A 15111-nucleotide genomic window follows, 5' to 3' on the forward strand; every position below is an offset into this window, starting at 1 on the left:
TTTAAGTCTGGGTTCCTTTATAGGCGGGCAGCTTCCGCTTTTCTATGATTCTGCATTAATGTGGCTAAAGGAGCTGACGGAAAATAATCCTCTATCAGTTAACTTGAGCTCAGGTATTACTGGAAGCGCTAAAAATGAAAGCGTCAAAAACGGGTTGAATTCCATACTGCATCCGACTGTTCTAAGTGCATGATTCAACTCAGACAAACGTCCGTAAATAAATGAAGAATCCCGATCACTCATGAGCCCGGCAATAGGCAGGGGGAGTTCCGCAAGGATCTTTCCATCCTGGACAACAGCCAGGCCGCCTTTCATTGCTGCCGTATGCTTAATTGCCGCCAGTAAATCTTCATCAGAGGTGCCTGCTGCCACAATATTATGGGAATCGTGGGCAACCGTTGATGCAATCCCTCCTCTTGTAATCCCCAGCCCCTTAATTATGCCAAGCCCGATGCTTCCAGTGAGGTGATGCCGCTCCACCACAGCCAATTTTAAATAATCTTTATCAGAATTAGGCTGGAAATAGCCATTAAGTGAATCGGCCTTTTCCACCAGGTGCCTGGTCACAATGCTGTTTGGTATAATGCCAATAATATTGGCATTCCCAGTTCCCATTCTTATGCTTAAATCCTCACCGTTTAGGCTGCCGATTTTGACACTGTCCAAAATGGCAGTTACAGGTTCGAGGCTCTCAGGAACTGGATCCTTAATGACCCCGTTTTCTGCAGCAAGTATTCCGCTTTTCATTACTTTCTCAACCTTTACATTCCTAAGATCACTAAGAAATATCAGGTCGGCTTCATAACCGGGAGCAATAGCCCCTTTATTTTTCAGGCCGAAGCATTCTGCTGCATTCAGCGTAGCGATTTGAACGGCAAGAATAGGATCCATCCCTTCCTTAATGGCCATTCTGACATTATGGTCAATGCTGCCTTCATTGATCAGGTCATCCAGATGCTTGTCATCCGTTACGAATAAACAGCGCCGTGCATTATGTTCGCTGACAGATTTGAGAAGTGCTAATAAGTCTCTGGCCGCCGATCCTTCCCTCAGCATAACATACATCCCTTTGCGCATTCGGTCCAGTGCTTCTTCAGGGTTTATGCATTCATGGTCCGTCCTAATCCCGGCGGCCATGTATATATTAATTTCATCTGCATTAAGTCCTGCTGCATGCCCATCGATACATTTTCCTTTGCTATGAGCGTCTTCCAGTTTTTTTAGCATTTCTGCATCATTGTTCATAACAGCAGGGTAATCCATTACTTCACCAAGACCGAGCACTCTCGGGTGACCGTAATATTTTTCAAGATCCTTGTAACTGAGAGAAGCGCCGGCATTTTCAAATGGAGTTGCAGGCACACAGGATGGAAGCATAAAAAATACATCAAGCGGGATCTCTTCTGAAGATTCCAGCATGAAATCAATGCCTATTGTTCCGCTGACATTGGCTATTTCGTGAGGGTCTGCAATGACAGTCGTTACTCCGTGCGGGAGAACAACATTGCTGAATTCAGCAGGGGTAACCATCGCTGACTCAATATGGACATGCCCATCAATGAACCCGGGGGCTATATAGCTGCCCCCAGCATCAATGATTTCCTTCCCTTCATATCTTCCTAAGCCAGCTACGATTCCATCGGCAATGGCTATGTCTTCCTCAATGATTTCGCGTGTAAATACATTTATTACCTTCCCGTTTTTAATAACCAGATCGGCAGGAGTCCTTTTGGCTGCCACGTCTATTCTTTTTCGTAAATTTTCAATGGTTAGCTTCATGTAAACTCCTCGCTTTTTTTGAAAATGACAAACATCTTTTTAATGTCCGCCCATAATGAAATTAATGATAAAGGCTGTACTGACAAAATACATGATCCAGTGAATTTGATGATGCTTGCCTGTAAGAAGCTTAAGCAGTGTGTAAGAGATAAAGCCGAATGCCAGCCCCTGGGCGATACTGAAAGTTAAAGGCATAAGAACGATTGTTAAAAAAACAGGTATGACATCAGAGAAGTCATCGAAGCTTATATGTTTTATTTCACTGAGCATTAAGGCACCAACGAGGATGAGGATAGGTGCTGTTGCTACAGATGGTATGAAATAAATGAGCGGAGCAAAAATGAGCGACAAAAAAAATAAAACAGCTACAGTTAAAGCAGTTAAGCCAGTGCGTCCGCCTTCCGAGATCCCGGTTGCGTTTTCCACATATGCGTTTAAGGCAGTGCTTCCAAAGGCTGCACTTGCCATCGTGCCAACTGCATCTGCCTGAAGTGCACGATCCAGATTTTCAATTTTTCCATTTTCATCAGTGAGGCCAGCTTTTCTTGATAATCCGATGAGGGTAGCTAAATTGTCAAATAATTCTACAATAGTAAAGGAGAAAATGACTGAGATGATGCCATATTTTACTGCTCCCATAATATCCATAGCTAAAAACGTGTCAGACATGCTTGGAAGACTGAGGGATACGATATCACTTACGGCCTTTGGATAGGCAATAAAGCCAACAATCATGGCCAGCGCACTTGTACCCAATATGCTAATCAGCAGCGCGCCTTTTACTTTTTTCGCCATGAGGAGGGCGGCAATAATTAATCCAAAAAGGGCAAGAAGCGGGCCTTGGCTTGTTATGCTTCCTAAGCCGACAAATGTAGATTCATTTGCGACCACAAGTTCTGCATTTTTTAAGCCAATAAAAGCAATGAATAATCCAATCCCAACACCTATAGCTGACTTTAAAACATCCGGGACACCATCTACGATCTTTTGGCGGACTCCTGTAACTGTTAAAATTAAAAACACAATTCCCGATATAAATACAGCTCCAAGGGCTGTTTGCCAGGAAAGTCCCTGACCAAGGACTACTGTATAAGCAAAAAAAGCATTCAGCCCCATGCCAGGGGCAACCGCAACAGGGAAATTTGCCCACAGTGCCATTAGAAGAGTACAGAAGACACTTGCGTATATGGTTGCAGCCAGTGCGGCTTCTTTTGGTATTCCTGCGTCCGCTAAGATAATCGGGTTGACAAAGATAATATAACTCATTGTCATAAACGAAGTAACGCCCGCAAGAAGTTCTGTCTTTACATTGGTATTTCGTGCGGATAGCTTAAAGAGCCGTTCTAAGAGGTTCGCACCAGAGGCAGGCGGGAGGCCTGACCCAAGATCCTTTTCGATTATCGACATGAAAAGTCACTCCTTCTTCATGGTAAATGTCCATTCTGCCATACAAACTGACTTGACCATGGAATAGGCGGGAGTTATACATTATTTTGGTTAAATTGGTTCAATAAAGACATCCATAATTCCGCCGCAGATTCCTCCATCTTCAAAAAATAGCCCTTTCGTTAAATCAACGCGCTGTTGACTTGGAGTATTCGATTGGATGACTTCGAAGGCCTTCTCAATCACTTCTGCTTCACCGCAGCCCCCGCCAATTGTACCTTCAATTCTTCCGCAGGGAAACACAATCATTCGGCTTCCAGTTTTTCTCGGAGTGGACCCTTTGGTGCGAATAATTGTGGCGAGCGCTGCTTTCTCACCTCCTTTCCTGACTTCGATGGCTCGCTTTATGAGCTGCATTTGGTCCATTTGCCGGCCCCCTCATGGAAACCCATCTTCGCATACTTTTTAATCTGTGTACTTAAAGAATTTCCAGATTTTTGATTTTTTACTTTTAGAATTTCTGCCATAATACTGACTGCTATCTCTGCAGGTGTTTCTGCTCCGATATCTAGTCCTACAGGGGTGTATAAATTGTCAAAGCTTTCATCCGGAAAATCCTGCTGAAGTTCTTTAAAAACACCTGAAATGCGCCTTCTGCTGCCAATCATGCCTATATATCCTGCCTGACTGTTTCTTTTTAAAAGTTCATTCAAACTGAGCACGTCATATTTATGTCCCCTGGTAAGAAGGAGAATATAGGTTTTTTCCGAAATATCCACATCCCTGAAATAACGCAGATAGGATTGGCAAACCACTTCATTGGCAAATGGAAAGCGTTCCCTGTTTGCGAACTCTTCCCGATCGTCTATTACTGTGACGAAAAATCCCAGCATACGCCCCATTTCTGCCACGGGTTCACACACATGGCCCGCCCCGGCGACTATTAAATGGAGCGGAGCAGGGAAGTATTCTGCAAAACATTCAATTATGCTGTCCTTCCACACAAATTTCACTGCGCCGGACCGCTTTTTGGCGACAAGTATACTGCATTGTGCTATTAATAGATCCTTCACATCCTGCGGCAGCAGTGAGTTTTCAGTACAGAGGCCTCCATCTGGCCATAATAACGCTTTTGCTCCGAGGATTTTGTTATCAGGATAGTCTGTAACGGTAAGGAGATATGTGTCTTTTCGGTTATTGATGGACTCTTCTAATTTGGCAAATAAATTGCGGCTCATCAATTGCATCACCTTGCAGATTGGACTTTTTGTTTTTTTAGATCTTTCAATGCATTAAAAACTCTTTCAGGAGTAGCAGGCAGTTGAAAGATTCTAGCTCCTGTTGCATCATATATGGCCGACATGATAGCAGCGATAATCGGAATCATCACTACTTCACCAATTCCTTTTGCCCCAAAAGGCCCTGATTGTTCGGGCTCTTCAACAGGGAAGGTCTCAATTAAAGGCGTCTCGCGAATAGTGGGGATGATATAATCAGTGAAATTCCGTGTCTTATGATAACCATTCTCTATCAGCACATCCTCAAAAAGGGTATAGCCGATTCCCATTACTGCTCCGCCTTCAGCCTGGCCCTCTAACCCCTGCGGATTAATGACTTTTCCTGCATCAGGGATGGAAACAACCCGCAAAACATCCGTTTCACCAGTTAAAGTATCTACTTCAACCATCACGACATGGGTTAAATATCCGTATAAATGATGGGGGGCGCCGCCTGAGCCTTTGATTTCTTCCTTTTCTTTTGGAAGGTAGAAGTGTCCTTCTACTCTGGCAGACTGATGTTGATCATAAAGGTACTTATATATAGACTTATAGGGTATGATTTGTCCATCGGCTGAAATATGGTTTGGTCTTAAGTCAATTCTTGATGCTTGTAAATTCAGCATTTCAGCAGCTGTTTGGATAAGAAGCTCAGTCATCTTAGGTGCTGCTGCCGCAACAGCTCTTCCGCCGGTGTAGGTGGAGCGGGAGGCAGTTACAGTACCGCCATCAAGTGTCTTCTGTGTATCTCCTTGAACGACCATAATATTGCTGATATCACAGTTCAGCATCTCAGCCGCTATCTGGGCGTACACAGTGCTATTGCCTCCGCCGATTTCCTCGCATCCGACACCTACAAGAAATTTACCGTCTGACTGAAGTTCGATAGAGGCGGCTCCATAATCAGGCAGGCCAATACCCATTCCAATGCCATGAAAGGAAGTTGCGAGGGACACCCCCCGTTTTTTCCATGGCTCACTCACTTCGGATTTATATTTTTCACGGTTCTTCCACAGATCGCAATTTTCTGCGGTTTCAAGTGTTTTATAGGTGCCCACACTGGATTTGACAATGTGGCCGACACTTGAAACTTCGCCCTGATGATAGACATTTTTTTTGCGAAGTTCAATTGGATTCATTCCCAGTTTTTCTGCAATCATATCCATATGGGTTTCAATTCCCATACATACCTGGTTGACGCCAAAGCCTCTGAAGGCACCGGCAATGCCATTATTGGTATAAACACAGAAGCCTTCGAGATCCACATTTGGAATTTTATAAGGGCCGCAAGAATGCTCGATTGCCAGAGCGATGACTGCCCCACCCAGGGAAGCATAGGCCCCGGTATCTCCTATGGCAGTTACCTGGTTAGCGATCAATGTGCCGTCTTTTTTGGCAGCTGTTTTCATTTTGACTTTAAATGGATGCCTTTTTATGCCGGCAATGACAGACTCTTCACGGCTTAAATGAATTTTTACCGGCCGCCCGTTTGTATGCATGGCAAGGAGAGCCAGATAAATTTGAACCGTAATCTCATCCTTCCCGCCGAATGCTCCTCCAATAGGACTTGAAATGACTCTGATTCTTTCAGGGTTATAAGCCAGGGACCTTGCAATCTGCATTCGATCACGGTACGCGTATTGGCCAGGGCAGCGAATCGTGAGGAATCCTTCTTCATCCATAACTCCCCAGCCGCCTTCTGTTTCAATAAATGCATGCATTTGGCGGGGGGAGTAGAAGGTATTCTCAACAATGATGTCAGCTTCTTCGAAGGCTTCCTCAATGTTTCCGTTTTTTATTTTCACATGGCTGTGCAAATTGCCATCAGGATGAAGCTTTGGAGCAGAATCGGTTAAGGCATATTCAGCATCAGCAACAACTTCCAAAGGCTCATAATCCACTTTGATTAACGTCAGTGCCTGTTCGGCGATTTCCAGAGTTTCTGCTGCAGCCAGTGCTACAGCATCACCTGTGCACCGTACGACATCTGAGCACAGAACAGGCTGATCGGGAACAACAATCCCAAATCCATTAAAGCCGGGAATATCTTTATGGGTAAGTACACAAATAACACCTGGGAGATTTTTAGCTGCTTCAGTGTCAATGGATTTTATTTTGGCATGCGGATATTCAGACCGCAGGACTTTGCCCCAAACCATATTGTCAAATTGGTAATCAGTCATATATTTTAATTCTCCTGTTACTTTTTCCGGGCCATCGATTCTTTGGACTCTTTTTCCAACCCATTTGGTGTTCATTGGTTTTCCCACCTCCTGATTAAACGATATAACCCTCTTTCCAGTAAAGCGCTTGCCATATCTCTTCTATATGTAGCAGTTGCTCTTCCATCTGAAATGGGCATGACCTCTTTCCAGGCAATTTTGGCGATATTCTGGATTAATTCCTCGTTAAGAAGCCCCAGGGTAAGCATTGATTCACACTTGCGTGCACGGATAATAGTCGGCGCCACAGAACCGAAGGCAATTTTTCCTTCCGTGCAATTGCGGTCATTGTCCATTGTGAGTGAAATGGCTACATTCACAATGGAAATGGATTGTGCTTTTCGGGGGCCGAGCTTTTGGAAAATGCCTATACCATTTGGTTTTTGCGGCTTTATTAGGATTTTTGTAATCATTTCATTTTCTTTTAAAACTGTCCTGCCGGGACCAGTGATAAACTCTTCGATTGGAATGGTCCGTTTATTCGTCAGTGAGGTGAGTTCGAGCATGGCACCGAGAACATACAAAGCCGGAAGGGTATCGCCCGCAGGGGAAGCAGTAGCAATATTTCCCCCGATTGTTCCCATATTCTGCATTTGGGTGGCTCCGACTTCACGGGCTGCTTCCACGAGAACATCCGCTTTTCTCTGCAGAAGCGGTGATTGAATCATATCGGTATGTGTGGTCAAGGGGCCAATATGGATAAAATCTTCACTTTCTTTGATATAGCGCAGCTCTTTTAAGTTTTTAATATTTATCCATGTATCAGGCCGCCATTTGCCTTCCTTCATCCGGACTGCTGCATCTGTCCCGCCGGCTATCAATCTATGTTTCCTGTCTTCCTTTGATAGCTGGGTCAGACATTCGGATAGTGAGGAAGGGGTAATCATATCAATTTCTGAAACGAGCATTGACTTACCTCCCAGGTCATTTTTTTAGGGCATTTATATAATCTGCCTGTTTATTCAGGTTGAGATGAATCTCATCATTTTCAACGGGCACCTCAAGAAGAGCTTTTTCATGCTTTTGAATTACAAATCTCAGGCCCATTCTTTCTTCCTTGATAGATAAAAGATCGCTTCTCAATTGGGCGGAAAAGAGGATAGGGTGACCTCTTTTGCCTTGATGGCTGGGAACTGCAATCAGGCCGCCGCTTTTTGCAAGAGATTCTGCAAGCCTGTTAACGGTGAAAGACTGAAGCGGCTGGTCAACAGATGTAATAAGAATCGTTTCTGCTGACTTGACTGCGGTTTTAACTCCGGAAATGATTGATGAGCATTTTCCTTCATGGAATTGTTCATTCATTATGATTTTGATAGGGTATTTCTTTGCGATAGGAATAAATTCTTCGGCTTTGTAACCCAAAACGACAACAATGTCAGAAAACACGGATTCCATGAGGTTTTGCAGCTGATGCTCGAATAATGTCGTTCCTTGCCACGGCAGCAGTCCTTTTAAAGTGCCCATTCTGCTGGATCGGCCTGCAGCAAGAACAATAGCTGTATGTGTCATGGACTATTTGGCTGCTTCCGGTTCGGATATTTTTTTTGAAGCAGCTGTCTGCACTGCCTTAATAATTTTTGTATAGCCTGTACAGCGGCATAGATTGCCGCCTAATGCTGTTTTAATTTCCTCTGCAGATGGGATCGTGTCAACTTTATCTAAAAATGCTTTAGCTGATACGATGATACCCGGAGTACAGTAACCGCACTGTGTTGCCCCTTCAGCAATAAATGATTCCTGAATTACATCGAGATTTGGTGATAGGCCGACTCCTTCACAAGTTGTGATCACCTGGTTTTCCGCCTGGCCAGCGAGGACTAGACAGGAGCATACAACCTCTTTATTGATTAGTACAGAGCATGATCCGCATTCTCCCTTACCGCAGCATTCCTTGCTGGCAGTCAATCCTAAATCTTCCCTTAAGACATCCAGGAGTGTTTTAGCAGGCGGGCAAACGACCGTACGTTCCTTTCCATTAACAATAAAATTAATACTTTTCAAATCTTCGCCTCCTCATAGAGCTTTGAAACTTAAAAATGACAATGAGAAATTGTGTGAGTATTAAGGGATAATAGTCTGGCGAGCAAGCAGAGGTATTTAAATTATGATATTATGCATATTCTTCTAAATAGACTAATAAGCACAAAAAAATTCCTGCACAAAAGGTTCCTGGATGCTGTCCACAGGAAAAAGCCTTTCGTAGATAGGAATTCCGGTTCCCAGTAGAAACCCTCAAACCGATTATTGAGGTTATACGAAAAATTCTATTTGATTTTTCAGTGTGCTGGAGGGAGGTATTATCAAGACAATTATAGAAATAGAGGGGGAGTTGATTTGTAGTGTAATAGTTAAGTTAATATTTTGTCAAGTAAGAATTTTCTGATAAATGGTATTGACTTATAAAACTGCCTTGTTTAATATAGTGAATAACAGGAGGACTACATGACTGTAATAACCTCAAAATTCCATCAATCATTAAAAAAAGATCTCGCTTTTCTTTATAATCGTGTCAATCAGGAGATCTACGGTACAGGCGTAAAGAAACAGCGTCTTGAAACTTTTGATGATAGAGTCATCATATTTGCTCAGCATAAGCGTGTACAGGCACTGCATATGCTAAGCCAGAATTTTCATCACCTTACCATATCGGTTGATTCAGCATTAATTGTTGAATTTAAATCGCTTTTAAAGGGTCTGATTGAAAATTCTCTCCATTTGAAAGTCAAAACGATTTTAAAAGATTACGATCCTGATACCGAAGAAGCATGCACAGTTATTTATTTTGAAGAATAGCAGTTTTACAATATGTTTGGGGAAGCTGTGCATGCCGCAGTTTTTCTTAAACCTGAATATCGGAGCGGTTCCTTTGCCTTTTGTTTAACGGAAGCTGAATGAAACCGCAGTAATAGAGCATCTATGTGTACTTTGATGTTATCTATTGCTGCGGTTTTTTTTATACTCATTTTTCTTTTGGGAGGTGATGCCTGTTTTTATCCGCTGGAGTCAGGCTGAGGCATAACAAAGAATTAAACCTGGAGGGGAAGTCTTTGGAAAAGCTAAATCCTTGGAAAGTAGGGACTTTGGGATTTCAGCATGTGCTGGCCATGTATGCAGGTGCTGTTATTGTTCCACTGATTGTTGGACCGGCAATAGGGCTCACGGCCCAGCAGCTTGCTTACTTAATTTCAATTGATTTATTTACTTGCGGAATTGCTACATTGCTTCAAGTAATAGGGGGGAGGCATTTTGGCATAAGGCTGCCGGTGATTCTTGGATGTACTTTTACAGCAGTCGGACCCATGATTGCCATCGGGAATTTGCAGGGCATTACAGCCATCTACGGGGCCATTATTGCTTCGGGAATCATCGTAATGATCTTATCTCAATTTATGAGTAAAATAATGAGATTTTTCCCGCCGGTCGTAACCGGTTCAGTGGTAGCTATTATCGGGGTTTCCTTGATCCCTGTTGCAATGAATAATGCTGCAGGAGGAATTGGTTCCCCAGAATATGGGAGTGCCCAGAATTTATTCCTGGCTGCATTTACACTCGTTCTCATTATTTTAATGAACAGGTTCTTTAAAGGCTATATGAGAGCTATATCTGTGCTGCTTTCATTGGTGGCCGGAACGATCACTGCTTATTTTATGGGGCTCGTCAGCTTTGCCGAAGTCAGCCAGGCTTCCTGGTTTCATGTCGTTCAGCCATTTTATTTCGGATTCCCGACATTCAATGCCTCGGCCATACTTACAATGACTTTAGTAGCTATAGTGAGCATGATTGAATCTACTGGGGTATTTCTGGCCCTCGGAGATGTCTGTGAGAGAAAGCTGGACTCCAAAGACATAAAAAAAGGGCTGCGTGCAGAGGGGCTGGCTGTGGTAATAGGAGGAATCTTTAATGCATTTCCCTATACGTCCTTTTCACAGAATGTGGGACTTGTAGCGCTAACTAAAGTAAAAACGAGAAATGTAGTTATCGCAGCTGGCGTTATATTAATGATTTTGGGGCTTTTGCCTAAAGTGGCAGCTCTGACCACGATTATCCCTATGGCTGTTCTTGGCGGAGCAATGATTCCAATGTTTGGAATGGTTATCTCATCCGGAATCAGAATGCTTTCTGTTGTTGATTTCAGCAAAAATGAAAACTTGCTTATCGTTGCCTGTTCCATAGGAATCGGACTTGGTTCGGCAGTTGTCCCGCAAATTTTTGAAAGTCTTCCAACAAGCGCACGCTTGCTGGTTGAAAATGGGATCGTGCTGGGAAGCATCACAGCAATTTTATTAAATTTGGTATTTAATTATAAAGATTTAAATATAAGTGAAAGTGAAAGAATCGAACAGCTGAAAGGAGATCATTCAGCTGATGCGATTTAAATGCAATTGCTGAAACCATCTGCCTCTTCTTCGGGAGGCAGAAATCCAAATAATAGATAGGAGCAGGAGAAATGGATTTAATTTTGAAAAATGCAAGCATTCCCCAGGGAGATCGTCAGGTTTTAACAAATATTCTGGTAAACGAGGGAAAAATTGTTGGCTACACTAATGACATTTCTTTTCTAAATGCAGCCAGGGTAATTGATATTAAAGGAAAATTAGTCGTTCCAGGCTGTATTGATCCGCATACTCATTTTATGGATCCAGGCTTCACTCATAGAGAAACCTTTGCTACTGGCAGCCGTTCTGCAGCAGCCGGAGGCTTAACAACCATTATAGATATGCCTTGCTGCAGCAAGCCATCCGTTCGTGATGGGGAGAGTTTCAATAAAAAAATCGGACCAATCAGGGATCAGGCCTATATTGATTACTGTTTCTGGGGAGGCATGACTGGAGAAGATGCTCGTGAAGGCTGGATTGATAATATTTATCCGCAGATTGACCAGGGAGTTGTTGCCTTTAAAGTTTACATGACTCCTTCTGTACCTACCTTCCCTAAAGTATCGGACGCAGAGATGCTGGAAATTTTCAGTAACGTTGCAAAAACCGGACTCCCAATTGGTGTACATGCTGAAAACTATGATATCTGCACATTCTATTCCAAAAAACTTGAAAAGGAAGGGCGCCTTGACGGACCAGCATGGGCGGAAGCGCGTTCAAGCCTCGCTGAGAAGGTGGCCATTGAATTGATTCTCAGCTTTGCAGAAGCTACAGACGCACGTGTACATGTGGTACATATGAGCACAAAAGAAGGCGTCGAGCTGGTAAAAGCAGCCAAGAAGCGTGGTGTTAAGGTTACAGCAGAAACCTGTCCTCACTATCTTGTACTTAATGCAAAGGACTCCATGTCAGAGCGCGGTTCCTATGCAAAGATTGCTCCTCCTTTACGAGGAAAAGAGGATAACGAATCTCACTGGCAGGCTCTGGCTGACGGAACCATCGATTTTGTCGGTACAGATCATGCTCCATATGAAATTGCCACAGAAAAGGATTATCCTGGGGCAACGATCTGGAACACTTTCCCTGGCATACCCGGGGTAGAAACGATGGTGCCGATCCTTGTCAGTGAAGGTTTAAATAAAGGCCGTTTATCCCTATCAAGATTTGTCGAGGTAACGAGCCGCAATGCCGCCATTCACTATGGCATTTACCCTAAAAAGGGATCAATGGAAATTGGCAGTGATGCTGATTTCACTGTTATTGATCTTGAGAAAGAATATGTAATAGACGAGCAAAAAACAGAATCAATGGCTAAATATAACCCTCTGCATGGCATGAAGCTTAAAGGAAAGCCAGTCCAAACGATCATTCGCGGAAACGTGATTTTCGATGAAGATAAAGGCATCGTAGGAGAAGCGGGCTATGGTGAGTATGTTCCGCGCCAAAGCATTCAGAGGCTTGAGAGAACATTCAAGTATGAAAAATACGAAGCGGTAAAAGCAAAAACAAAAGACCCAGTAGCACAGCAATAAATAGTTAATAGAGGGAGGCTGACCGGATTGGAACTTAGGGGAAAAAAGCACTGTGTGGTCATTATTGATATGTTAAACGACTTTATCGGCGAAAAAGCAGCATTAAGGTGTGAAAATGGCGAAAAAATAGTTCCCAAAATTCAAGAGCTTATTCAATTCGCTCATGAGCACAATATCCAGGTTGTGCATGTTCAGGAAGCACACAGAAAAAATGACCGGGATTTTCGCGTGAGGCCTGTCCATGCAGTTAAGGGAACCTGGGGTTCGGAATTCATTCCAGAGCTTCAGCCTGATGAGAGCAAAGGGGATTATGTGGTCCAAAAGAGGCGGCATAGTGCGTTTAGCTACACCGATTTTGATCTCTTCTTGAGAGAAGAAGAAATTGATACCGTCGTGCTGACTGGAGTCTGGACCAATGTATGTGTTCGCAGTACTGCTTCTGATGCTTTGTATCACGGCTACAATGTCATTTGCATTTCAGATGCCACCGCTTCTCAGGATGACGATATGCATGTATCAGGTTTAAGAGACATTGATATCTTCGGAGATATATTATCAACAGAAAATTACAAAATGCTTGCTAAAAAGAAATTCTCCCAAGACGAATCTGTTGTCTAACTCCTCGCTGGGGACTAGGAAAAAGCGGATTTTAGTGGGCATTACCGGAGCAAGCGGATCATTGTATGCTTATACATTGATCCGCGCTCTTCATCAATTAGAGATCGAAACGCATTTAATTGCTACGGAGATGGGAGAAAAAGTAATGCAATTTGAATGCGGGGTCAAGATGGACGAGCTGAAGGAGTATGCCACTATCCACAGCAACCAAAATCTTTTCGCTGCGGTTGCCAGCGGATCCTTTAAGACAGACGGAATGGTTATCGTGCCATGTTCGATGAATACATTGGGAGCTATTGCGAATGGGGTCGGTGATACGCTACTAAGCAGGGCTGCCAGTGTTGTCTTGAAGGAGAATCGAAAGTTCATTATTGTTCCTCGGGAAGCACCTTTTAATTTGATTCATTTGCGCAATATGACTCTTCTTGCTGAGAGTGGAGCATGTATAATGCCTGCATCACCAGGCTTCTATCATAAGCCGACGGAAATATGGGAGCTGGCCAACTTTATGGTGGCGAGGATCTTGGACATGCTGGATATTGACCATGAGCTGCTGGAGAGATGGGGGGAAAAGGCATGAACCCTGTAACAATGAGGGCATTGCTGGATAGATGGGAAAGCATGGGACTTCTTCATCGGGTGAAAAAAGAAGTGGATCCGATGCACGAGCTGGGGGCAGTGATTAATGCCAAAAAAGGAAAAGAGCCTTTTTTATTTGAAAAAATTAAAGGCTATCAATCTTTCATGGCGGCCGGTTTGGGAGGTGACAGAGAGCTGATGGCTGACAGCATGGGAATCCAGTCTGCCGAACTTATTCCTAAAATCATCGACTCAATTGTTAACCCTATTCCAACCACGTTAAGGCAAACTGGCCCTGTTCAGGAGAATCTGGTGAGCGGGGAATTCGATCTTGCAGACTTGTTTCCTATCCCAACCTATCACGCGGAAGACTCAGGTGCCTATTATGTTTCAGGAATATTGGTGGTTAAAGATTTATCGGGGAGAAAAAGGTATACCTCCATTCGCAGAATGCAATATCTTGGCGGGAATCGAACAAATATTCTCATAACCTCCCCAGAGCTGATGGAGCAATATGCCCATTATGAAAGCATTGGCGAACCGATGGAAGTGGCTGTTATGTTTGGAGTGGTTCCAGCAGTTGTATTAAGTTCTCAGATTAGTACACATTTGTATCATACCGACAAATTGGATGTTGCCGGTGCACTGCTCGGCCAATCCCTTGATGTTGTTCAATGCAAAACGGTCGATCTGGAAGTATTGGCTGAGGCGGAAATCGTTTTGGAAGGCAGAATGCTGCCATATGAAAGAGAACTGGAAGGACCGTTTGGCGAACTGGCAGGTTATTATGGCACCAGAACGCCTCAGCCGGTTGTAGAGTTTTCAGCCGTTACTTATCGTGATAATGCTATCTCACAGACTATTTTTCCATCAAGCTATGAAGAAAGGCTGCCGATGGGGCTTGTAAGGGAAGCTACGCTTTTAAGCACCGTCCGGCAAGTGGTTCCAAATATAAAAGCTGTACATATCCCGATGGGCGGGGTGGCTCGCTATCATGCAGTCATTCAAATTGAGAAGAAGCATGATGGTGACGGCAAGCAGGCAGCACTTGCAGCTTTTGCAAGCGATAAGGATTTAAAGCATGTGGTTGTCGTGAATGATGATGTCGATATTTTTGATTCAGATGATGTTGAATGGGCCATTGCGACAAGAGTCCAGGCTGGTGATGACATATTTATCGTTCAGGGTGCAAAGGGATCGCCGCTCGAGTCTTCCCATCATCTAAAAGGAGTCAGTGATAAGATGGGCATCGACGCAACCTATCCTCTTGGAAAAGAAGAGTTATTTAAAAGGACTTCAATCCCCATTGAAGTGAATCTCGAAGACTATCTTTAAGCTTCTG

The 15111-nt window shown here is 43.6% G+C and carries 14 protein-coding genes and 1 riboswitch; of the genes, 6 read left to right on the forward strand and 8 right to left on the reverse strand.

Features of this window, described 5'->3' with window-relative positions:
• Positions 1-42: 42 nt before the first annotated feature.
• The 8 genes from ade to AC0VZ9_RS12680 form a co-directional block, all read right to left on the reverse strand.
• On the reverse strand, positions 43-1779 hold the full coding sequence (gene ade / locus AC0VZ9_RS12645) for an adenine deaminase (protein WP_475397445.1): 1737 nt from the start codon (positions 1777-1779) through the stop codon (positions 43-45).
• Positions 1780-1818: 39 nt separating this feature from the next.
• Positions 1819-3186: an NCS2 family permease gene (locus AC0VZ9_RS12650; RefSeq protein ID WP_071159009.1), complete on the reverse strand. Its 1368-nt coding sequence runs from the start codon at positions 3184-3186 to the stop codon at positions 1819-1821.
• A gap of 90 nt (positions 3187-3276) precedes the next feature.
• Positions 3277-3591: an XdhC family protein gene (locus AC0VZ9_RS12655; RefSeq protein ID WP_071159011.1), complete on the reverse strand. Its 315-nt coding sequence runs from the start codon at positions 3589-3591 to the stop codon at positions 3277-3279.
• On the reverse strand, positions 3570-4403 hold the full coding sequence (locus tag AC0VZ9_RS12660; protein WP_475397446.1) for an XdhC family protein: 834 nt from the start codon (positions 4401-4403) through the stop codon (positions 3570-3572). Before AC0VZ9_RS12660 ends, AC0VZ9_RS12655 begins: the two co-directional genes overlap by 22 nt.
• An 8-nt stretch (positions 4404-4411) precedes the next feature.
• Positions 4412-6700 carry a xanthine dehydrogenase family protein molybdopterin-binding subunit gene (locus AC0VZ9_RS12665; protein ID WP_192908566.1) on the reverse strand — a complete coding sequence of 763 codons (2289 nt, stop codon included), beginning with the start codon at positions 6698-6700 and terminating at the stop codon, positions 4412-4414.
• Positions 6697-7572: an FAD binding domain-containing protein gene (locus AC0VZ9_RS12670; RefSeq protein WP_251175517.1), complete on the reverse strand. Its 876-nt coding sequence runs from the start codon at positions 7570-7572 to the stop codon at positions 6697-6699. The genes AC0VZ9_RS12665 and AC0VZ9_RS12670 overlap by 4 nt, the downstream gene beginning before the upstream one ends.
• Before the next feature lie 16 nt (positions 7573-7588).
• Complete coding sequence (locus AC0VZ9_RS12675; RefSeq protein WP_217025009.1) at positions 7589-8173, reverse strand: nucleotidyltransferase family protein; 585 nt, start codon at positions 8171-8173, stop codon at positions 7589-7591.
• Positions 8174-8176: 3 nt separating this feature from the next.
• Positions 8177-8665 carry a (2Fe-2S)-binding protein gene (locus AC0VZ9_RS12680; protein WP_071159021.1) on the reverse strand — a complete coding sequence of 163 codons (489 nt, stop codon included), beginning with the start codon at positions 8663-8665 and terminating at the stop codon, positions 8177-8179.
• Positions 8666-8844: 179 nt separating this feature from the next.
• Positions 8845-8942, reverse strand: a riboswitch (purine riboswitch).
• Positions 8943-9106: 164 nt separating this feature from the next.
• Between AC0VZ9_RS12680 and AC0VZ9_RS12685 the strand changes: the two genes are divergently transcribed.
• From AC0VZ9_RS12685 to AC0VZ9_RS12710, 6 genes are all read left to right on the forward strand, one after another.
• The gene (locus AC0VZ9_RS12685) at positions 9107-9457 is read left to right on the forward strand and encodes a Na-translocating system protein MpsC family protein (RefSeq protein WP_009334695.1); all 351 of its coding nucleotides are present in this window, start codon (positions 9107-9109) and stop codon (positions 9455-9457) included.
• A gap of 254 nt (positions 9458-9711) precedes the next feature.
• The gene (locus AC0VZ9_RS12690; RefSeq protein ID WP_475397447.1) at positions 9712-11040 is read left to right on the forward strand and encodes a nucleobase:cation symporter-2 family protein; all 1329 of its coding nucleotides are present in this window, start codon (positions 9712-9714) and stop codon (positions 11038-11040) included.
• A gap of 71 nt (positions 11041-11111) precedes the next feature.
• A complete protein-coding gene (allB, locus tag AC0VZ9_RS12695; RefSeq protein ID WP_019379981.1) occupies positions 11112-12572 on the forward strand; it encodes an allantoinase AllB in 1461 nt (486 codons plus the stop codon).
• A gap of 27 nt (positions 12573-12599) precedes the next feature.
• A complete protein-coding gene (locus AC0VZ9_RS12700; protein WP_019379980.1) occupies positions 12600-13190 on the forward strand; it encodes a cysteine hydrolase family protein in 591 nt (196 codons plus the stop codon).
• Positions 13191-13224: 34 nt separating this feature from the next.
• Positions 13225-13770, forward strand: a complete 546-nt coding sequence (locus AC0VZ9_RS12705; protein ID WP_009334691.1) for a UbiX family flavin prenyltransferase — start codon at positions 13225-13227, stop codon at positions 13768-13770.
• Positions 13767-15104 (forward strand): UbiD family decarboxylase, encoded by a 1338-nt coding sequence (locus AC0VZ9_RS12710; RefSeq protein ID WP_475397448.1) that lies wholly within the window; start codon positions 13767-13769, stop codon positions 15102-15104. The genes AC0VZ9_RS12705 and AC0VZ9_RS12710 overlap by 4 nt, the downstream gene beginning before the upstream one ends.
• Positions 15105-15111 lie beyond the last annotated feature (7 nt).

The sequence above is a fragment of the Cytobacillus sp. QJM3NY_8 genome, assembly GCF_056173585.1.